Below are 20239 nucleotides of genomic sequence, written 5' to 3'. Positions count from 1 at the left end.
CAACGAGGAGTTACGCCATGTCCGAAGCGCAAAAGGTCGACAACCGGCCAAGTGCCGCACCACCGAAGGCAGGCGGGGTCGACGGGTTCTTCAAGATATCCGCCAGGGGCTCCACCATCGGCCGGGAGATACGCGGCGGGTTCGCCACGTTCTTCACGATGGCGTACATCCTCGTCCTGAACCCCATCATCCTCGGCAGCGCCAAGGACAAGTTCGGGCACACGCTCGACACGGGTCAACTGGTCACCGCCACCGCGCTGGTGGCGTGTGTGATGACGATCGTCATGGGCATCGGCGGCAATCTCCCGCTCGCCATCGCCGCGGGCCTCGGCCTCAACGCCGTCGTCGCCTTCCAGCTCGCGCCGCTGATGAGCTGGGACGAAGCGATGGGCCTGGTGGTCCTCGAAGGCGTCCTGATCTGCGTCCTGGTGCTCACCGGGCTCCGGAAGGCGATCATGAACGCCATTCCGCAGCAGCTCAAGCAGGCGATCGGCGTCGGGATCGGCCTGTTCATCGCCTTCATCGGCTTCGTGGACTCCGGGTTCGTCAGCCGCATCCCGGACGTCGCGAACACCACCGTCCCCGTGCAGCTCGGTGCCGTGGGCCGTCTCACCGGCTGGCCCGTCCTCGTCTTCTGCCTCGGTGTCCTGCTGACCATCGCGCTGCTCGCCCGCAAGGTGAAGGGCGCGATCCTCATCAGCATCGTCACGATGACGGTCGTGGCGATCGTCATCGACGCCGTCGCCGACATCAAGAGCTGGGGCCTGACCACCCCGAAGGTCCCGGACAAGATCGTCGACAGTCCGGACTTCGGGCTCATCGGCCACTTCAGCCTGTTCGGGGGCTTCGCCGAGGCCGGTGTCCTCACCGCGGTCCTGCTGATCTTCACGCTGGTCCTGTCGGACTTCTTCGACGCCATGGGGACCATCGTCGGGATCAGCGCCGAGGCCGGGCTGCTCGACGAGCAGGGGCAGGTGCCGGGCATCGGCCGGGTGCTGTTCATCGACGGCGCCGCCGCCGTCGCGGGCGGTCTGGGCTCCGCCTCCTCCAACACCGCCTACATCGAGTCCGCGGCCGGTGTCGGCGAGGGCGCCCGCACCGGCTTCGCCAACCTCGTCACCGGCGGTCTGTTCGGCCTCGCGCTCTTCCTCACCCCGCTGCTGACCATCGTCCCGCTCCAGGCGGCGGCGCCCGCGCTGATCGCGGTCGGGTTCCTGATGATGACCCACGTCAAGCACATCGACTGGGACCAGTACGAGATCGCCATCCCGGCGTTCCTGACCATCGCGGTGATGCCGTTCACGTACTCCATCACCGACGGCATCGGCGCCGGATTCCTGGCCTACGTCGTCATCAAGGCGGTCGTGGGCAAGGCGAAGGAGGTCAACTGGCTGCTGTGGGCGGTCTCGGCCCTGTTCCTGGTGTACTTCGCGATCGACCCGGTGGAGCAACTGCTCGGCGTGAAGTGACCGTCCCGCGCGCACGAGCCGGCACCTGAGACCGGCCGGGCGCGCGGGTGTCCGCGACGACCGGTCCGTACGGCGAAGCCGTCTGCCGAGCGGCCCCGCACCCCGTTCGACGGGGTGCGGGGCCGCTTCGCGTGCGGGCCGGGCGCGCCTCAGTTCTTCAGCGCGGCCCGCATCATCGCCTTGGCGACCGGCGCCGCCAGTCCGTTGCCGCTGACCTCGGAGCGCGCCGCGTCCGACTGCTCGACCATGACCGCGACGGCGACCTCCTTGCCGGTCGAGTCGGACTTCGCGAACGACGTGAACCAGGCGTACGGCGTCTTGCTGTTCTTCTCGCCGTGCTGGGCCGTGCCGGTCTTGCCGCCCACGGTCGCGCCGGGGATCAGGGCGTTCGTGCCCGTGCCGTCCTCGACGACCGTCTGCATCGCCGACCGGAGCTGGCGGGCGGTGTCCGAGCTGACGATCTCCTTGGTGTCCGCGCTGTCGTCGTAGTTCCTCAGCACAGTGCCGTCGGCGTCACTGGTCTGCGACACCATGTGGGGCGAGACCAGCTTGCCGTCGTTGGCGATTGCGGCGGACACCATGGCCATCTGGAGCGGCGTCGCGGTGACGTCGTACTGGCCGATACCGGTCAGCGCCGTGGACGACCTGTCCATGTCCTTGGGGTACACGCTGGTGTACGCCCGCACCGGCACGTCCTGCTTCGTGTCGTTGAAGCCGAACTTCTCCGCCGTCGCGCGGACCTTGTCCTGGCCGAGGTCGACCGCCATCTTGCCGAAGACGTTGTTGCAGGAGTACTGGAGCGCGACCCGGATCGAGGCGTTCTCGCAGGGAGCGGACGCGTTCTCGTTCCTCAGGACGGTCGTCGTGCCGGGCAGGGTGTACGGGTCCGGGCTGTCCGTCTTGGCGTCCACGTCGTCGTAGAGCCCGTCCTCCAGCGCGGCGGCGGCCACGACCAGCTTGAAGGTCGACCCCGGCGGCAGCGGCTGCCGCAGCGCGCGGTTGACCAGCGGCTTGTCGGGGTCGGTCGTCAGCTTCTTCCAGACGCTGTTGTTGCCGGCGCTGATCGCCGACGGGTCGTACGACGGTGTCGAGGCGACCGCGAGGATCTTGCCGGTCTTCGGGTCGATGGCGACGGCCGCGCCCTTGTTGTTCCCGAGCGCGGCGTAGGCGGCCTTCTGGACGTCCGGATCGATCGTCGTGACCACGTCACCGGGGTCGGCGCGCTTGTTCGTGAGCGTGTCCAGCGGGTTCTTGAGCTGGATGTCCGAGCCGTCGAGAAGCTTCTGGTAGATGCCCTCGAGCTGGGTCGCTCCGTAGACCTGCGAGCTGTACCCGGTGACCGCCGCGTACAGGCTGCCGTCCTTGTAGGTCCGCTTGTACTTGAGGTCACTCCCTGTCGTCTGCGCGGAGCCGGTGATCGCGTCGCCGGCCACGATGATGTTCCCGAGCGGGTTCGCGTACAGCGCGATCGCGTTCCGTCGGTTCAGCTTGTCGTCCGCGAGTGCCCGGCCGTCGTAGAACTGCACCCAGGTCGCCCTGACCAGCAGGGAGAGTACGAGCAGCAGCGTGAAGACGGCGGCACGCCTGATCGTCTTGTTCATTCCGACCAGAAAGACGAGCGATCAGGGGTGAATCGTTCCCGTCCGCCCGGCTTTCTCATCGGTTCCTCATGAGGCGGCCGGGCCGGCCGCCCGGCCCGTCAGAGCCTGCGCGTGGCCAGGGTGAGCCGGTCGCGGGCGTCGAACAGGGCGTCCTTGACCATCTGCTCGTGCGCCGGGGTGAGCCGGGCCACAGGCACCGAGCAGCTGATCGCGTCACGGGCGGGCGTGCGGTACGGGATCGCCACACCGAAGCAGCGCAGTCCCAGCGTGTTCTCCTCGCGGTCCACCGCGAAGCCCTGCTCCCGCACCTGGCGCAGCTCCTCGATGAGCTTCTCCCGGTCGGTGATCGTGTGCTCGGTCAGCGCGGGAAGCGTCTCCGGCAGCATCTTGCGGACCTGCTCGTCGCTGTACGTGGCCAGCAGCGCCTTGCCGAGCGAGGTGGAGTGGGCCGGGAGCCGGCGGCCGACCCGGGTGAAGGGGCGCAGATAGTGCTGGGACTGCCGGGTGGCGAGGTAGACGACGTTCGTGCCGTCCAGGCGCGCGAGGTGGATCGTCTCGGTGGTGTCGTCCGAGAGGCGGTCGAGGGTGGGGCGGGCCGCGGCGACCACCTCGTCGCCGTCGATGTACGAGGTGCCGACCAGCAGGGCCCGTACGCCGATGCCGTACCGCGTGCCCGTCGCGTCCGTCTCGACCCAGCCGAGCTCCACGAGCGTGCGCAGCAGCATGTACAGGCTCGACTTGGGATATCCGACGGCCTCCTGGACCGCGGCGAGGGAATGCATTCCGGGCCGGCCGGCGAAGTACTCCAGCAATTCAACGGTCCGCACCGCGGACTTGACCTGCGCCCCGCCGCCTGTCTCGCCTGCCGACATCGCCCTTGACCCCTTCGTTGGACGGGAAATAGTCTCCGACCAGAAGTTCATCATCAGAGACAGCGTTCAGCATATCGAACACCCCTGGTGAGTGACACAAGAACTTCGGCGAGAACTGTGGCATCACATCGGAAGGGACCCGCGGTGGCAGCAGCACCAGTCTGGAGTGTCGACCCCCGTACCGGGAAGCAGCGGGAACAGGTTGCGGTGGAGGCCACAGGCCAAGAGGTGGACGAGGCCGTCCGTGCCGCGCACGACGCGCGCCCCGCGCTGGCCGACCGCGCCGTGCGCGCCGCGTTCCTGCGCTCCGCCGCGGACCAGCTCGAAGCGGCCAAGGACCTGCTCGTCGAGGCGGCCGACGCGGAGACCGCGCTCGGCCCGGTCCGGCTCACCGGCGAACTCGCCCGGACCTGCTACCAGTTGCGCGCCTTCGCCGGGATCGTCGACGAGGGCGCCTTCCTCGACGTCGTCATCAACCACCCGGACGCCACCGCGACCCCGCCGATCCCGGACCTGCGCCGCTACAAGGTGCCGCTCGGCGTCGTCGCCGTGTACTCCGCCTCGAACTTCCCCTTCGCCTTCTCGGTGGCCGGCGGCGACACGGCGAGCGCGCTGGCAGCGGGCTGCCCGGTCGTCGTCAAGGCCCACCCCGACCACCCGGCGCTCTCCGAGCTGGTCGCGGCGGTCCTGCGCCGCGCGGCCGCCGGGCACGGCATCCCCGAGGGCGTCGTCGGACTCGTGCACGGCTTCGAGGCCGGCGTCGAACTGGTCCGGCACCCGCTCGTCACGGCCGCCGGGTTCACCGGCTCCGTGCGCGGCGGGCGCGCACTGTTCGACGCGGCCGCCGCCCGTCCGGTGCCGATCCCGTTCCACGGCGAGCTGGGCTCCCTCAACCCCGTCGTCGTCACCGAGGCCGCGGCCGCCGAGCGCGCCGAGGAGATCGGCGCGGGACTCGCCGGCTCGATGACCCTGGGCGTCGGCCAGTTCTGTGTGAAGCCCGGCCTGGTGCTGGCGCCGGCCGGCGCGGCGGGCGACCGTCTGCTGAAGTCCCTGACCGACGCGGTGAGCGACACCGCCTCCGGGGTCCTGCTCGACCACCGCATGCGCGACAACTTCATCGCCGGGGTCGCCGAGCGCGCCGGGCTCCCGGACGTCCAGGCCCCGGTGACGCCGGGCGCGGGCGGCGAGCACACGGTGAGCCCCGGCTTCCTGACCGTGCCCGCGAGCAGGCTCACCACCGAGGGCGAGCACGATCTGCTCCTGGAGGAGTGCTTCGGACCGCTCACGGTCGTGGCGCGCTACGAGGACGAGTCCGAGGCGGGCGCGGTGCTCTCCCGGCTGCCCGGCAACCTCACGGCCACCGTGCAGCTCTCCGCGGAGGAGGCCGCGGGCGAGGGGCGCGGAGCGGAGATCCTCGCCGAACTGACCCCCCTCGCGGGCCGGGTCCTGGTGAACGGCTGGCCGACCGGCGTCGCCGTCGCCCCGGCCCAGCACCACGGAGGGCCGTACCCGGCGACCACCTCGACGTCCACCTCGGTCGGCGGCACCGCCATCGAGCGCTGGATGCGGCCGGTGGCCTACCAGGGCGTGCCCGAGGCGCTGCTGCCGCCCGAGCTGCGCGACGACAACCCGCTGGGGCTGCCGCGACGGTACGACGGGCGCCTGGAGCGCTGACGCCGGTTTCGTGCCGGACCGGGTTCCGCGGCCGCCCGGTTCCGGTGCCGTCCGTTCCGTAACGGGCCGGTCCTTTCTCCCGAAGGGGCCGGCCGTGAACCTGAGAGACTTCGGGCCATGGACGTCACACTCCCCGAACTCCCCTTCTCCCTCCGCACCTACGGCCCCGACGGGAACTGGTCGTACGAGGACGGTGTCCTCACCGGCTGGGCCGGGCCCCGGCAGGACCGTTTCGTGCCGCCCACCGGCGAAGGCCTCGACCCGGCCTCCGACGCACCGAGGCTGCTCGGCTCGCCGGAGGGGGACTTCCAGCTCGTCGCCCGCGTGACGGTGGGCTTCGGGGCGGCCTTCGACGCGGGCGTGCTCTACGTCCACGTCGGCGAGCGGGCCTGGGCGAAGCTGTGCCTGGAGAACTCCCCGGACGTGCCCACCGTCTGCACGGTCGTCACCCGGGGCCACTCCGACGACGCCAACTCCTTCACGGTGGAGGGAAGTTCCGTCTGGCTGCGGGTGAGCCGCACCGGCCGCGCCTTCGCCTTCCACGCCTCCCGCGACGGCGAGCGCTGGACCTTCATCCGCCTGTTCACCCTGGGGGAAGAGAAGGAGACCGGGGCCGCGCTGGTGGGCTTCATGACCCAGTCGCCGATGGGGGAGGGGTGTGTGGTGACCTACGACCACATCGAGTTCAGGCCCGCCTGGCCGCGCGACCTGCGAGACGGAAGCTGAGGACGTACGTCACCGTGAGCAGGGCCGCGGAGGCGGCCAGGCTCAGGCGCATCCCGGCCTCGAACCCGTCGGCGACCAGCGCGCCGAACACCGCGATGCCCAGGCCCCCGGACACCTGCCGGGCCGCGTTGAGCACACCGGCCGCCAGTCCCGCCCGCTCGGCGGGAACGGCGTCCAGCATCGCGGTGGTGAGCGGCGGCACGGTCAGGGCGCACCCCAGCGCCAGCGGGACCAGCAGCAGCGACACCAGCACCGGGGGCGTACCGGCGTCGACGGTGAGGAGGGCGAGCAGCCCGGCGACCGCCACCGGCTGTCCCACCAGCATCGGCAGCCGCGGCCCGTAGCGTCCCGTGAGCTTGCCGGCCACCACGTTCGTCACCGCGATCAGGCCCGTCATCGGCAGGAACAGCAGCCCCGCGTACAGCGCGGAGTGGTGCTGCACCTGCTGGAAGAAGAGCGAGAAGACGAACACCATGCTGTAGAAGGCCACGCTGACCGCCGATCCGGCGGCGACCGTCGTGGCCACCGTCCGGTCCCGGAACAGGCCGAGCGGCACCACCGGATGCGCCTGCCGCGACTCGATCCACAGGAACGCGGCGCCCGCGGCCGCGGCCACCGCCGCCGCGACGAGGCCCGCCGCCCCGCCCTCGATCACCGCGAAGGCCAGCGCCGCGAGGGCCACCACCGCCGTGAGCTGGCCCGGCAGGTCCAGCGGGGCCGGGCGGGGCCGCGAGCGCGGGGCCCGGACCAGCAGGATCAGGATCGCCGCGCCCACCGGCAGGTTGACGAAGAAGATGCCGCGCCAGCCCCACGCCGTGGTCAGCGCGCCGCCCGCCACCGGGCCGAGCGCCACCGCCAGCGAACCGCCCGCCGCCCAGGCGGCCACCGCGCGCGCCCGCCGTGCCGGTTCCGTGTACGCCTGCCGTACCAGCGCCAGCGAGGCCGGGAGGACGACCGCCGCCGCCACGCCCTGCACCACCCGGGCGCCGATGAGGGACGGCAGGTTCGGGGCCAGCCCGCAGACCACCGAGGCGAGCGTGAACACCGCGGTGCCCAGCGCGTACGCCCGGCTCGCCCCGGCCCGGTCGGAGAAGGCGCCGGTGGACAGCATCAGCGCGGCGAAGGCCAGGGTGTAGGCGTCCACGACCCACTGCTGACCGGACATCCCGGTGCCGAACGAGGAGCCGATCGTGGGCAGGGCCACGTTCACCACGGACGCGTCGAGACAGGTCAGCGCGAAGCCGAGCAGAGAAGCGGTGAGCGTGAGCGCGGCGGCCGGCCCGCCGGCCCCCGACTCCCGCCGTACGAGGCCCGGTTCGGAGGATCGGGACATCTGGTTCGTTGGCATGTCCCCATGCTGCGGACCCGTGGCGCCGTACAGTAGTGGCCTGAATGCCATACCTCCGGAGGTTCTGGCCATGCCCGACCGGCTCGCCCCGCATCGCGTCACCGTCATCGCCCCCTCGCCCGTCGCGCTGTTCAACCTCGCGATGCCGGAGATGCTGTTCGACAAGGTCCAAGTGGACGGCCGGCCCGGTTACGAGGTGGTCGTCTGCACGGCCGAGCCCGGCCCCGTGCCCACGACCGGTGGGCTCGACCTGTACGTCCCGCACGGTCTGGAGGCCGTACGCGACGCGGACACGGTGATCGTCGCCGGCACCGGGGCGCCGTTCGAGCCGGACCCGCGGATCGTGGCGGCCGTCAGCGCGGCGGCCGCCGCCGGCAAGCGCGTCGCGTCCATCTGCACCGGCGCCTTCCAGCTCGCCGAGGCGGGCCTGCTCCAGGGCCGCAGGGCCACCACCTACTGGGCCCACGCGGAGGAGATGCGCCGGCGCTACCCACAGGTCGACCTGCGGGGAGACGTCCTGTACGTGCAGGACGGGCCGTTCCTCACGTCCTCCGGCTACGCCGCCGGAATCGACCTGTGCCTCCATGTCATCCGCACCGACTACGGCGCCGCCGTGGCCAACGAGGTGGCCCGCCTCGCCCTCGTCGCCCCCGTACGGCCCGGCGGCCAGACCCAGTTCACCCAGACCCCGTTGCCCCCCGAACGCGGCGACGTCTGCGCCGACACCCGGGGCTGGGCCATGCGCAACCTCGACAAGCCGCTCACGCTCACCGACCTGGCCCGGCACGCGGGCGTCAGCGTGCGCACCCTCACCCGCCGGTTCCACGCCGAGAGCGGTGTCAGCCCCCTGCAATGGCTGCTCCACCAGCGCGTCGAACGGGCCAAGGAGCTCCTGGAGACCACGACGCTGCCGATGGACCGGGTCGCCGCGGCCTGCGGCCTGGGCACCGCCGACTCGCTGCGCGCCCACGTGGTCCGGCGGACCGGTCTCCCCCCGAGCGCCTACCGGGCGCAGTTCAGCCGGCGCGGAACCGTGACCGGAGCCATGACGTCCTCCGTTGCATGATCAGTGATCGTGTGACCGGCGCGCTGATGATCCGCACCGCCCTGCCCGCCGAGGCCCGGACCATCGCCGACCTGCACTTCCGGGCCCGTTCGACGTACTACCCGGACGGCGTGCCGCAGAGCGACGTGGACTGGACCGAGGCCTGGCACGGGTCCATCGCACGCCCCGACGGGCACGTACTGTGCGCCGTCGCCCAGGGCCGGATCGTCGGCATCGCCTCCTTCCGTACGGACGAGGGCGCGCCCGCCGACACGGTCAAGCTCTTCCAGTTCCACGTCGACCCCGACCGCTGGCGGGCCGGGATCGGGTCGGAGCTGCACGCGGCCTGCGTGGAGGAGTGGCAGGCGGACGGGAAGCGCACGGCGACGCTGGACGTGCACACCGGCAACCTGCGCGCCCAGGCCTTCTACGCCCGCCTGGGCTGGGTCCCCGATCCGCACAACCCGCCCGAGGAGGGCGACCACCACCTGTATCTGCGGTACGCGGTGCCCGCACGCGCGGACCGGAGCGAGGCCGCGGCCCGGGGCGCCGGCACGGCCGGGGAATGACCCGAGCCGCTTGAATGTTCACCTAACGACGTCCCCGGAGGGTGTCCCGTATCCGCACGACCTGGAGAGAGCCGAAGAATGCGCGTCGAGATCTGGTCCGACATCGCCTGCCCGTGGTGCTACGTCGGAAAGGCCCGTTTCGAGAAGGCGCTCGACGCCTTCCCGCACCGTGACGAGGTCGAGGTCGTGCACCGGTCCTTCGAGCTGGACCCCGGCCGCGCCAAGGGCGACATCCAGCCCGTGATCACGATGCTCACCAAGAAGTACGGCATGAGCGAGGCACAGGCCCAGGCGGGCGAGGAGAACCTCGGCACGCAGGCCGCCGCCGAGGGCCTCGCGTACCGCACCCGGGACCGCGACCACGGCAACACCTTCGACATGCACCGCCTGCTGCACCTCGCCAAGGCGAGGGGCCGCCAGGACGAGCTGATAGGCCTCTTCTACAAGGCCAACTTCGCCGAGGAGCGGACCGTCTTCGGTGACGACGAGCGGCTCGTGGAGCTGGCCGTCGCCGCCGGGCTCGACGCCGACGAGGCCCGCGGGGTGCTCGCCGACCCGGCCGCCTACGCCGACGACGTCCGCGCCGACGAGCGCGAGGCCGCCGAGCTGGGCGCGAACGGCGTCCCCTTCTTCGTGCTGGACCGCACCTACGGCGTCTCCGGCGCGCAGCCCGCCGAGGTCTTCGCCCAGGCGCTGTCCCAGGCCTGGGGCGAGCGTCCGGGTCTCACGCTGATCCAGGACGAAGCCGGCGACGCCGAGGCCTGTGGCCCGGACGGCTGCGCCGTCCCGCAGAACTGACGAGCGCGGGAGAGGGCCCCGGCGCCGGAAGACGCAGGTCGGGGCCCATGCATAAGCACTGCTTGGGGAAACCGCGTAAATCCTCGCAATGGACTTGGGGCCCGTCCGGGCCCACAGTGGTCCCATGGAGACCTTCGAGACCCTCGTCCGTGCCGAGTTCGCCCCGAAGAACACCTTTCTGAACACCGCGAGCACCGGCCTGCTCCCCGCCCGCACCGTCGCCGCCCTGCACGAGGCGGTGGCCCTGCGGGCCGCGGGCAGGCCGCTCGACTCCCTCTTCGAGGACGTCGAGCAGTCCCGCGCCGCGTTCGCCCGGCTGGCGGGCGTACCGGCCGCCCGGGTCGCCGCCGGCCCGTCCGTCGCCGCCCAGACCGCGCTGGTCGCCTCCGGACTGGCCCCGGGGTCCGAAGTCCTCACCGCCGAGGACGACTTCACCTCCGTGCTGAACCCGTTCCACGTCCGCGGCGACCTGAAGGTGCGTGCCGTACCGCTGGAGCGGCTCGCCGAATCGGTGCGGCCCGGCACGGCGCTCGTGGCGGTCAGCGCCGCCCAGTCCGCCGACGGCCGGATCGCCGACCTGCCCGCGCTGCGCGAGGCGGCCCGCGCCCACGGGGCGCGTACCTACGTCGACTTCTCCCAGGCCGCCGGCTGGCTGCCCTTCGACGCCGACGGCTACGACTTCACCGTGTGCACCACCTTCAAGTGGCTGCTGGGCCCGCACGGCGCGGCCTTCCTCGTGGTGCCCGAGGACTTCGGCGGGCTCACCCCGCTGTACGCGGGCTGGGTCGCCGCCGAGAAGCCCTGGGACTCCTGCTACGGCCCGGTGCAGGAACTCGCCCACTCCGCCCGCCGGTTCGACGTCAGCCCGGCCCTGTTCACCCATGCCGGGGTGCGCCACTCCCTCGCGCTGATCGAGGAACTGGGCGTGGACGCCGTGCACGAGCACGACCTGGCCCTTGCCGAGCGCTTCCGCGCGGGTCTGGCCGCGCTGGACCACGAGGCGCTGCCCGCGCCCGGCTCCGCCATCGTCTCCGTGCCCGGACTCGGCCACCGGCAGGGCGAGTTGAGCCGGGCCGGCATCGAGGTGTCCGACCGCGCGGGCAATCTGCGGGCGTCCTTCCACCTCTACAACACGCCCGCCGACGTCGACCGCCTCCTGGACGTGCTGGCCGGCTGACACGGCGGACGGCCCCGGGGAGCACACGCTCCCCGGGGCCACCGGTCTCCCGCTCACTCCGCCGGAGGGCTCACCGCACCGGCGTGAAGTCCCGCGCCCCGATGAACTCCGGCCTGCGCACGGGCGCCGCGAAGGGCTCCACCGCGGCGTTCTCCACGCTGTTGAACACGATGAAGACGTTGCTGCGCGGGAACGGGGTGATGTTGTCCCCCGAGCCGTGCATGCAGTTGCAGTCGAACCAGGTCGCCGAACCCGCCCTGCCCGTGAAGAGCTTGATGCCGTGCCGGCTCGCCAGGTCGGTGAGCGCCTCGTCGGAGGGGGTTCCGGCGTCCTGCATCTGGAGCGACTTCTTGTAGTTGTCCTTCGGCGTGGCCCCCGCACACCCGAGGAACGTCCGGTGCGACCCCGGCATGATCATGAGGCCGCCGTTGGTGTCGTGGTTCTCGGTCAGCGCGATCGAGACGGACACGGTCCGCATGTTGGGCAGACCGTCCTCCGCGTGCCAGGTCTCGAAGTCCGAGTGCCAGTAGAAGCCGCCGGCCCCGAAGCCGGGCTTGACGTTGATCCGCGACTGGTGGACGTACACGTCCGAGCCGAGGATCTGCCGGGCCCGGCCGACGACGCGCTCGTCGCGCACGAGCCGCGCGAAGACCTCGCTGATCCGGTGCACCTCGAAGACGGACCGGATGTCCTGCGTTCTCGGCTCGACGATCGAACGCTCGTCGGCGCGGACCGCCGGGTCGGTGACGAGCCGTTCCAGCTCCCGGTGGTAGACGGCGACCTCGTCCTCGCCGATGAGCTGCTCGACGGAGAGGAAGCCGTCGCGCTCGTAGGCGTGGAGGTCGGGGACCGAGATCGGGCCGGGTTCGTCCGGCGCGCCCCAGACGACCGGGTCCTGGCGGGGCACGGCCACTTCGGTGGCGGCGCGGCTGGGGTACAGATCGGTGAGTGTGGTCATCGGTGTGTCACACCTCCTCGGGTTCGGTGAGCAGGGGGTAGACGCCGTTCTCGTCGTGGTCCTCCCGTCCGGTGACGGGCGGGTTGAAGACGCAGACGCACCGGAAGTCGGTCTTGGGGCGCAGGGTGTGGCGCTCGTGACCGTTCAGCAGGTACATCGTCCCCGGCGCGATCCAGTGCTTCTCGCCGGTCTCGTGATCGGTGAGTTCGGCCTCGCCCTCGACGCACAGCACGGCCTCGATGTGGTTCGCGTACCACATCGACGTCTCCGTGCCCGCGTACAGGACGGTCTCGTGCAGGGAGAAGCCGACCTTCTCCTTGGCGAGGACGATGCGCTTGCTCTCCCAGGTGCCGGACGCGGCCTTCACATGCCGGTCGGTGCCCTCGAGTTCCTTGAACGAACGGACTATCACGGTGGTGCGCTGCCTCTCTCTCGTGCGTGTCGTGCTGCTCGGGTCGTTCCCGCTTCTCGCCGGTCTCGCGGAGAGCGGGCTCAGACGGTCTCGCGGACGGCGCGTTCGAGGACGCGCAGGCCCTCGTCGAGTTCGTCCGGGGTGATGGTCAGGGCGGGCAGCAGTTTCACGACCTCGCTCTCCGGCCCCGACGTCTCGACGAGCAGCCCGAGTTCGAAGGCGCGACGGGCGATCCGGCCGGCCCGCTCCTTGTCCTTGAACTCGACGCCCCACACGAGTCCGCGGCCGCGGTACTCCTTGACGTCGGCGAGGTTCTCCTCGGTGATGGAGATCAGCGCCTGTTCGACCTGCTCGCCGCGGGCGCGGGTCTGCTTCTCCATCGCGGACCCGTCGGCCCAGTAGGCCTCCAGGGCGGCGGCGGCCGTGACGAACGCCGGGTTGTTGCCGCGGAAGGTGCCGTTGTGCTCGCCCGGCTCCCAGATGTCCAGCTCGGGCTTGAACAGGCACAGCGACATCGGCAGCCCGTACCCGCTGATGGACTTGGACACGGTCACGATGTCGGGCACGATCCCCGCCTCCTCGAAGGAGAAGAACGCGCCGGTCCGCCCGCAGCCCATCTGGATGTCGTCGACGATCAGCAGCATGTCGCGGCGGGCGCACAGGTCGGCCAGGGCGCGCAGCCACTCGGGCCGCGCGACGTTGATGCCGCCCTCGCCCTGCACGGTCTCCACGATCACCGCGGCGGGCTGGTTGAGCCCGGATCCCTGGTCCTCCAGGAGCCGTTCGAACCAGAGGAAGTCCGGGACCTGCCCGTCGAAGTAGTTGTCGAACGGCATCGGGGTGCCGTGCACCAGCGGGATGCCGGCGCCCGCGCGCTTGAAGGCGTTGCCCGTCACGGCGAGCGAGCCGAGCGACATCCCGTGGAACGCGTTGGTGAACGACACGATCGCCTCGCGCCCCTTCACCTTCCGGGCGAGCTTCAGCGCCGACTCGACGGCGTTGGTGCCGGTCGGGCCGGGGAACATCACCTTGTACGGCAGGTCGCGCGGCCGCAGCACCAGGTTCTGGAAGGCCTCCAGGAAACCGCGCTTGGCCGCCGTCGACATGTCGAGCCCGTGGGTGACGCCGTCGCGCTCCAGGTAGTCGATCAGGGCCCGTTTGAGCACGGGGTTGTTGTGCCCGTAGTTCAGCGACCCGGCACCGGCGAAGAAGTCCAGGTACTCGTGCCCGTCCTCGTCGTACATACGGCTGCCGCGGGCCCGGTCGAAGACGGTGGGCCAGTTGCGGCAGTAGCTGCGCACCTCCGACTCCAGGGTCTCGAAGACGCTCAGGTCGGGCTGGGTGATGGTCAAGGGGATTCGCTCCTCGAAGCTTGTGGGGGAGGGGAGGAAGAAGGGGGGATCAGCCGGGGAACGGGCCGATGCGGTGGAGCACCTCGGGGTCGTGCGGCCCGTCGGGGAACTGCCCCGTCTCGAACAGCACCTCGCGCTCGACGGGGGCGCCGTGACGTCGTGCGTACGACGTGAAGAGGCGCTCGGAGGCGGTGTTGCCCGGAGTGATGGTGGTCTCGACCGCGGTCAGCCCGTGCTCGGCCGTCACCCGCGCGGTCAGCCCGTCGAGGAGACGCGCGGCCAGTCCCCGGCCGCGGTGTGCCGCGTCGACGGCCACCTGCCACACGAGGAGCGTTCCCGGGCGCTCGGGGCGCATGTACGCGGTGACGAAGCCGACGGGGCGGCCTTCGGTGTCCCGCGCCACCACCGAGGTGCCGGCGAAGTCACGGCACCACAGCAGGTAGCTGTAGGAGGAGTTCAGGTCGAGGGTTCGGGAGTCCTTGGCGATACGCCAGAGGGCGGCCCCGTCGGCCACCTCCGGACGGTCGATCCGAAGGCCCTCCGGCATTTCGAGAAATTCCGCTGACAGGTCTGCTTGAGCGACGGTCATGCGGCTTGAATTTACCGACGGAAAGCGCGGATTGCATCGTCGGAAGGGGTTACGAACGGCGCGGCCGTGTGTTATCACGCGCCCGTGAAAACCCTCCGGAGAGGGTGCCTTTATCGGCTGTTCTGTCCGGAAAATACCACAGAAAACGGACGCGTTGTGGAGTGTGTCACAAGGATGAAATGTGAACGAGACCTCCCCGAATCGCGCCCGATCGCGTTCGCGAAATCTTTGCGTTTAGGGGCAGGGAAAGCGGGAAGAAGAATGCGGGAAGCTGTATCCGTGGAATTCGGATCCGAATTGACGGCAGGATAAGGGTGGGGGAAGTAATTGCAATTCCCTCGGTCGAACCGTCCCGCCTCCCGGAGGCTCCCCGGCCCGACGGAGCCCCGGACCCTACCGTCCGCCGGACCGGCGAAGGCCCCGTCTCACTCGTCTCGCCCATCCGCCGGGCGTGCGCCGGCCCGGACTGCCTCGTCCGCCGGGCCGACGACGACCCGGAAACGACGGTCCCCGGCGTCGGCACCGGCCGGGACGCGACCATCCCCGGCGCCGGCGGGGACGCGACGGTCCCCGGGGTCGGTGATGCCCCGGACGCGACCGTCCTCGGGGTCAGTGATCGCCGGGACGCGATCGTCCGCCGGCCCCAGGTCCCGCGGCTCCTCCCGGTCAGCCCCAGGCCAGGGCCACCGCCCGGCGCGCCCCCTCCAGGTCCACCGTCAGGCCGGACTCGGCCAGCGCGGCGCCGAGTCCCGCGAGGCTGGAGTGGACGACGCCGCGGGTGGCGTCGGGGCCGTAGTGGTTGACGCGGATCATCGACTGCGCGAGCGCGCCGCCACCCGCGGCGAGCGGCAGCGCGGGGTCGGCGGCCAGCGCCTTCGCGACCACCGCGGAGGCGTCCACGTCCTCGGGCACCCGCAGCGTGGTGGCGACGGGCGCCGCGTCGGAGGCGGCGTCCACGTACGGTGCCAGACCGCCGCCGAGGGCCACCGCTCCCGCACGGGTGGCCGCGGCGGCCGAGGCGTGACGGGCCATCACCGCGTCCAGGCCCTCGCCCTCGATCCGCTCGACGCACGCCTCCAGCGCCAGCATCTCCAACTGGGCCGGCGCGTGCAGCAGCGTCGTGCGGCCGCCGTCGATCCAGCGCTCCTTCCAGTCGAGGAGCGAGAGGTACGAGCGGCGCGGCGCGCCGGGGTTCGCGGCCATCCGCGCCCACGCCCGCTCGCTCACCGACACCGCCGACACACCGGCGGGGCCGCCCATCGCCTTCTGCGCCCCGATCACGCACAGGTCGACGCCCCAGGCGTCCGGCAGCACCGGCTCGGCGCCGATCGACGCGACGGCGTCCAGGTAGAACAGCGCCCCGTGCTCGCGGACGACCTCACCGATCTCCGCCACCGGGTTGGTGTTCCCGGTGGCGGCCTCGGCGTGCACGAGCGACACGAAGTCGATCGAGGGGTGCTCGGCGAAGGCCTCGCGGATCTGCGCGGCGGTGACCGCGGTGTGGAACGGCACCGCCAGATCGATCACGGTGGCACCGCAGTCCCGCAGCCAGTTCCCGAACGTCTGGCCGTAGGGGCCGGTGACGACGTTCAGGGCGGTGGTGCCGGGACCCGCCGTGCCCCGGATGGCCCCTTCCAGCGGAAGCAGTGCCTCGCCCTGCATGATCACGACGTCCTGCGTGGTGGAGAGCAGCCGGGCGACACGGTCCTCGATCGACGCGAAGTGTGCGGCGGTCAGTGGGGCGAGGTCCAGGAACGGGTGTGTCACGGCGCTGCTCTCTTCACTCTTGGGGTACAGGTGACGAGATTAACCGTCGCGCCCCCGTCCCCGCCCACTGGTGACTTCTTAGGTCGAGCGGCCCCGTGGCCATCGGTTTGATTTGAGAGCCTCAAACATCTCCTTATAATCGGAACCCACAGTTCCCTGACAGGAAGGCCCGCCGTGAACACCCTCTCCGGCCGCCGGACCCGCGTCCTGGCCGCCATCACCCTGACGGCCGGGCTGACGCTCGTGGCCGCCTGCACCTCCAGCGGGAACGGCGGCAGCGGCACCAAGACCGCGTCCGGCGGGGTCGAGCTCGTCAAGGCGGGCCAGCTCACCACGTGCACCCACCTGCCGTACCCGCCCTTCCAGTCGGAGATCGACGGCAAGGTGCAGGGCTTCGACGTGTCGCTGATCGACCTCGTCGCCGCGGACCTCGGGGTGAAGCAGGCGATCGTCGACACGCCCTTCGAGAACTTCAAGACGGGCGCCTTCCTCAACTCCGAGCAGTGCGACCTCGCCGCCGCCGGCATGACGATCACCCCGGAGCGCAAGAAGAACGTCGACTTCTCCGACCCGTACTTCGACGCCACCCAGGGCGTGCTGGTCGACAAGAAGAGCGGCATCACCTCGCTGGCCGACGTCAAGGCGAAGGGCAAGAAGATCGGCGCCCAGGCGCAGACCACGGGCGAGGACTACGCGAAGCAGCAGGGCTTCGACCCGGTCTCCTTCGAGTCCTCCGACGCGGTCCTCAGCGGACTGCGCAGCGGCCAGGTGCAGGCCGTCATCATCGACTACCCGGTCGTCCAGGGCTGGCTGAAGGACAAGGCCAACGCCGACGCCTTCAAGGTGGTCGACAACCTCAACACCGGTGAGCAGTACGGCTTCACGGTGAAGAAGGGCAACACCAAGCTCCTCGCCGCCATCAACAAGGCGATCGCGGACGCCAAGGCCGACGGCACGTACAAGAAGCTCTACGAGAAGTGGATCGGCCCGTACGACGCGGCCGCGGCCTCCGCCTCCCCGTCCGCCTCATGAGTGGTGCCGACACGCCCCTCCAGCCCCGCAGGTCCGGCCTGAGCCGGCGCCGCAAGCGCCAGATCTCACGCGGTGTGCAGTACGTCGTCTTCGTCGCCGTCGTGATCGCCTTCGCGGTCACGGCGGACTGGGGCCGTCTGCAGAACCAGTTCTTCCAGTGGGACCTGGTCAAGCAGATGTTCCCGGACGTCATCACGCTGGCGCTGAAGAACACCGTCCTCTACACGACGTTCGGCTTCGCCGTCGGTCTCGTGCTGGGCATCGTCATCGCCCTGATGCGCCTGTCCTCGGTGGGCCCCTACCGCTGGTTCGCCGGAATCTACATCGAGGTCTTCCGCGGCCTGCCCGCCCTGATGATCTTCATCTTCGTGGGCGTCGCGGTACCGCTGGCGTTCCCCGGCACGGAGATCATCGGCGGCACGTACGGAAAGGTCGCCCTCGCGCTCGGCCTGGTGGGGGCCGCGTACATGGCCGAGACCTTCCGGGCCGGCATCCAGGCCGTGCCCAAGGGGCAGATGGAGGCGGCCCGCTCGCTGGGCTTCTCGCACGCGCGGGCGATGGTCTCGATCGTCGTCCCGCAGGCGTTCCGGATCATCATCCCGCCGCTCACCAACGAACTCGTGACGCTGTTCAAGGACTCCTCGCTGGTGCTGTTCCTGGGTGTCACCCTGGAGGAGCGCGAACTGTCCAAGTACGGCCGCGACCTGGCCAGCACGACCGCCAACTCCACGCCGATCCTGGTCGCGGGGCTGTGCTACCTGCTCGTCACGATCCCGCTCGGCTTCGTCGCGCGACGCCTCGAGGCGCAGCAGAAGGAGGCCGCCAAGTGAGCACGCCCGAGATCCGGGTGAAGGACCTGCACAAGTCCTTCGGCGACAACGAGGTGCTGCGCGGCATCGACCTGGAGATCGGCCAGGGCGAGGTGGTCTGCGTGATCGGCCCCTCCGGCTCCGGCAAGTCGACGCTGCTGCGCTGTGTGAACCTCCTGGAGGAACCCACCAAGGGCCAGGTGTTCGTGGCCGGCACGGAGGTCACGGACCCCGACGTCGACATCGACGCCGTACGCCGCCGCATCGGCATGGTGTTCCAGCAGTTCAACCTCTTCCCCCATCTGTCGGTCACCGGGAACCTCACGCTGCCGCAGCGGCGGGTGCTCGGCCGGGACAAGGAGGAGGCGGCCCGGACCGCCGCCGAGAACCTCGCCCGGGTGGGGCTCGCGGAGAAGGCCGACGCCTATCCCGCCTCCCTCTCCGGAGGCCAGCAGCAGCGCGTCGCGATCGCCCGCGCGCTCGCCATGGGGCCCGACGTGATGCTCTTCGACGAGCCGACCTCCGCGCTCGACCCCGAGCTCGTCGGCGACGTCCTCGCCGTCATGCGGATGCTCGCCGACGAGGGCATGACGATGATGGTCGTCACCCACGAGATGACCTTCGCCCGTGAGGTCGCCGACCGGGTCGTCTTCATGGACGGCGGTGTGATCGTCGAGGACGGCACCCCCGCGCAGGTCATCGGCAACCCGGCGCACGAGCGGACCCGGCACTTCCTGTCCCGGCTGCTCGACCCGGCGATGGCGGAGGTCCAGGAGGGGACTCCGGACACGGCGGACCCGGAGTAGGCGGCCCGGCCGGCGGACGGACCGGGGGAGTGGCGGGACGAGCCGCCTCACTAAGGTGCCTGACATGAGCGATCACCCGGTACTGCACGTGAAGGGGCGGGTCCTCGTCGGACCCGACGACGTCCGCGACGAGCTGTGGGTCGTCGGCGGCAGGATCTCCTACGAGCGCCCCGCCGGCGCCCGTGACGTCCGCACCGTCGAGGGCTGGGCGCTGCCGGGCCTGGTCGACGCGCACTGCCACGTCGGGCTCGACGCGCACGGCCCGGTCCCGGCGGACGTCTCCGAGAAGCAGGCGCTGACCGACCGCGACGCCGGCACCCTCCTCGTCCGGGACGCCGGCTCGCCCTCCGACACCCGCTGGATCGACGACCGCGACGACCTCCCGAAGATCATCCGCGCGGGCCGGCACATCGCCCGCACCCGCCGCTACATCCGCAACTACGCCCACGAGATCGAGCCGGAGGACCTGGTCGCGTACGTCGCCCAGGAGGCCCGGCGCGGTGACGGCTGGGTCAAGCTCGTCGGCGACTGGATCGACCGCGGCACCGGCGACCTGAGCGCCTGCTGGCCGCGCGAGGCCGTCGAGGCGGCGATCGCCGAGGCGCACCGGCTCGGCGCCCGGGTCACCGCGCACTGCTTCGCCGAGGACTCGCTCCGGGACCTGGTCGAGGCGGGCATCGACTGCGTCGAGCACGCCACCGGCCTCACCGAGGACACCGTCCCGCTCTTCGCCGAGCGCGGGGTCGCCATCGTCCCGACCCTCGTGAACATCGCCACCTTCCCGCGGCTCGCGGACGGCGGCGAGGCCAAGTACCCCCGGTGGTCGGCGCACATGCGACGGCTGCACGAACGCCGCTACGACACCGTGCGCGCCGCCTACGACGCCGGGATCCCCGTCTACGTCGGCACCGACGCGGGCGGCTCCCTCGCGCACGGCCTCGTCGCGGCCGAGGTCGCCGAGCTCGTCACCGCCGGCATCCCGCCCGTCGAGGCGCTCTCCGCCACGGCCTGGGGCGCCAGGCGCTGGCTCGGACGGCCCGGACTCGACGAGGGGGCGCCCGCGGACCTCGTGGTCTACGACGGGGACCCGCGCGACGACGTACGGGTCCTGGCGGATCCGCGACGGGTGGTCCTCAACGGGCGGATCGTCGGCTGACGCGAGCGGGGCGGACGTGGTGAAGGTCTTGGACGGCAGACGGCGGGCGCCGGTTGACGGAGCGTGACGGCCGGGGTGG

19 protein-coding genes are annotated in these 20239 nt (G+C 71.2%); 11 read left to right on the top strand and 8 right to left on the bottom strand.

Annotated elements, in window-relative coordinates:
- Nucleotides 1-17: 17 nt before the first annotated feature.
- Nucleotides 18-1469, top strand: coding sequence for an NCS2 family permease (locus tag ACZ4TO_RS09050; RefSeq protein ID WP_468023847.1), 1452 nt, complete (start codon nt 18-20; stop codon nt 1467-1469).
- Between the two features lie 149 nt (nt 1470-1618).
- On the opposite strand, the gene ACZ4TO_RS09045 is transcribed toward ACZ4TO_RS09050, so the two are convergent.
- Both ACZ4TO_RS09045 and ACZ4TO_RS09040 read right to left on the bottom strand, forming a co-directional pair.
- Nucleotides 1619-3070 (bottom strand): peptidoglycan D,D-transpeptidase FtsI family protein, encoded by a 1452-nt coding sequence (locus tag ACZ4TO_RS09045; RefSeq protein ID WP_382794497.1) that lies wholly within the window; start codon nt 3068-3070, stop codon nt 1619-1621.
- Nucleotides 3071-3168: 98 nt separating this feature from the next.
- Nucleotides 3169-3942, bottom strand: a complete 774-nt coding sequence (locus tag ACZ4TO_RS09040) for an IclR family transcriptional regulator (RefSeq protein ID WP_382794500.1) — start codon at nt 3940-3942, stop codon at nt 3169-3171.
- Nucleotides 3943-4086: 144 nt separating this feature from the next.
- On the opposite strand from ACZ4TO_RS09040, the gene ACZ4TO_RS09035 reads away from it, so the two are divergent.
- On the top strand, nt 4087-5616 hold the full coding sequence (locus tag ACZ4TO_RS09035) for an aldehyde dehydrogenase (NADP(+)) (RefSeq protein ID WP_468023846.1): 1530 nt from the start codon (nt 4087-4089) through the stop codon (nt 5614-5616).
- A 117-nt stretch (nt 5617-5733) separates the two neighbouring features.
- A complete protein-coding gene (locus ACZ4TO_RS09030; RefSeq protein WP_385049780.1) occupies nt 5734-6342 on the top strand; it encodes a DUF1349 domain-containing protein in 609 nt (202 codons plus the stop codon).
- On the opposite strand, the gene ACZ4TO_RS09025 is transcribed toward ACZ4TO_RS09030, so the two are convergent.
- On the bottom strand, nt 6302-7690 hold the full coding sequence (locus tag ACZ4TO_RS09025) for an MFS transporter (protein WP_468023845.1): 1389 nt from the start codon (nt 7688-7690) through the stop codon (nt 6302-6304). The genes ACZ4TO_RS09030 and ACZ4TO_RS09025 overlap by 41 nt on opposite strands.
- A 70-nt stretch (nt 7691-7760) precedes the next feature.
- On the opposite strand from ACZ4TO_RS09025, the gene ACZ4TO_RS09020 reads away from it, so the two are divergent.
- The 4 genes from ACZ4TO_RS09020 to ACZ4TO_RS09005 all read left to right on the top strand — a co-directional run bounded on the left by ACZ4TO_RS09020 (nt 7761) and on the right by ACZ4TO_RS09005 (nt 11279).
- Complete coding sequence (locus ACZ4TO_RS09020) at nt 7761-8756, top strand: GlxA family transcriptional regulator (protein WP_468023844.1); 996 nt, start codon at nt 7761-7763, stop codon at nt 8754-8756.
- A complete protein-coding gene (locus tag ACZ4TO_RS09015; protein WP_468023843.1) occupies nt 8753-9304 on the top strand; it encodes a GNAT family N-acetyltransferase in 552 nt (183 codons plus the stop codon). The genes ACZ4TO_RS09020 and ACZ4TO_RS09015 overlap by 4 nt, the downstream gene beginning before the upstream one ends.
- Before the next feature lie 78 nt (nt 9305-9382).
- The gene (locus ACZ4TO_RS09010; RefSeq protein ID WP_382794519.1) at nt 9383-10102 is read left to right on the top strand and encodes a DsbA family oxidoreductase; all 720 of its coding nucleotides are present in this window, start codon (nt 9383-9385) and stop codon (nt 10100-10102) included.
- 124 nt (nt 10103-10226) lie between these two features.
- Nucleotides 10227-11279 carry an aminotransferase class V-fold PLP-dependent enzyme gene (locus tag ACZ4TO_RS09005; protein ID WP_468023842.1) on the top strand — a complete coding sequence of 351 codons (1053 nt, stop codon included), beginning with the start codon at nt 10227-10229 and terminating at the stop codon, nt 11277-11279.
- 70 nt (nt 11280-11349) lie between these two features.
- On the opposite strand, the gene thpD is transcribed toward ACZ4TO_RS09005, so the two are convergent.
- From thpD to ACZ4TO_RS08980, 5 genes are all read right to left on the bottom strand, one after another.
- Nucleotides 11350-12237 carry an ectoine hydroxylase gene (gene thpD, locus ACZ4TO_RS09000; RefSeq protein ID WP_385049767.1) on the bottom strand — a complete coding sequence of 296 codons (888 nt, stop codon included), beginning with the start codon at nt 12235-12237 and terminating at the stop codon, nt 11350-11352.
- 7 nt (nt 12238-12244) lie between these two features.
- Nucleotides 12245-12649, bottom strand: a complete 405-nt coding sequence (locus ACZ4TO_RS08995) for an ectoine synthase (RefSeq protein ID WP_382794529.1) — start codon at nt 12647-12649, stop codon at nt 12245-12247.
- Nucleotides 12650-12729: 80 nt separating this feature from the next.
- Nucleotides 12730-14001 (bottom strand): diaminobutyrate--2-oxoglutarate transaminase, encoded by a 1272-nt coding sequence (ectB, locus tag ACZ4TO_RS08990; protein ID WP_382794531.1) that lies wholly within the window; start codon nt 13999-14001, stop codon nt 12730-12732.
- A gap of 49 nt (nt 14002-14050) precedes the next feature.
- On the bottom strand, nt 14051-14590 hold the full coding sequence (gene ectA, locus ACZ4TO_RS08985) for a diaminobutyrate acetyltransferase (RefSeq protein ID WP_468023841.1): 540 nt from the start codon (nt 14588-14590) through the stop codon (nt 14051-14053).
- Between the two features lie 666 nt (nt 14591-15256).
- The gene (locus ACZ4TO_RS08980; protein WP_468023840.1) at nt 15257-16357 is read right to left on the bottom strand and encodes a pyridoxal-phosphate-dependent aminotransferase family protein; all 1101 of its coding nucleotides are present in this window, start codon (nt 16355-16357) and stop codon (nt 15257-15259) included.
- Nucleotides 16358-16531: 174 nt separating this feature from the next.
- On the opposite strand from ACZ4TO_RS08980, the gene ACZ4TO_RS08975 reads away from it, so the two are divergent.
- From ACZ4TO_RS08975 to ACZ4TO_RS08960, 4 genes are all read left to right on the top strand, one after another.
- Nucleotides 16532-17389, top strand: coding sequence for a transporter substrate-binding domain-containing protein (locus tag ACZ4TO_RS08975; protein WP_382794539.1), 858 nt, complete (start codon nt 16532-16534; stop codon nt 17387-17389).
- On the top strand, nt 17386-18219 hold the full coding sequence (locus ACZ4TO_RS08970) for an amino acid ABC transporter permease (RefSeq protein ID WP_382794542.1): 834 nt from the start codon (nt 17386-17388) through the stop codon (nt 18217-18219). The genes ACZ4TO_RS08975 and ACZ4TO_RS08970 overlap by 4 nt, the downstream gene beginning before the upstream one ends.
- The gene (locus tag ACZ4TO_RS08965) at nt 18216-19004 is read left to right on the top strand and encodes an amino acid ABC transporter ATP-binding protein (protein WP_468023839.1); all 789 of its coding nucleotides are present in this window, start codon (nt 18216-18218) and stop codon (nt 19002-19004) included. The genes ACZ4TO_RS08970 and ACZ4TO_RS08965 overlap by 4 nt, the downstream gene beginning before the upstream one ends.
- A gap of 64 nt (nt 19005-19068) precedes the next feature.
- Complete coding sequence (locus ACZ4TO_RS08960) at nt 19069-20160, top strand: amidohydrolase family protein (RefSeq protein ID WP_382794550.1); 1092 nt, start codon at nt 19069-19071, stop codon at nt 20158-20160.
- The last annotated feature ends 79 nt before the right edge of the window (nt 20161-20239 follow it).

The organism is Streptomyces sp. NPDC028298 (genome assembly GCF_055565895.1).
Note: the sequence above shows the minus strand (reverse complement) of the source record. Positions and strands in the feature narration are given on the sequence as shown.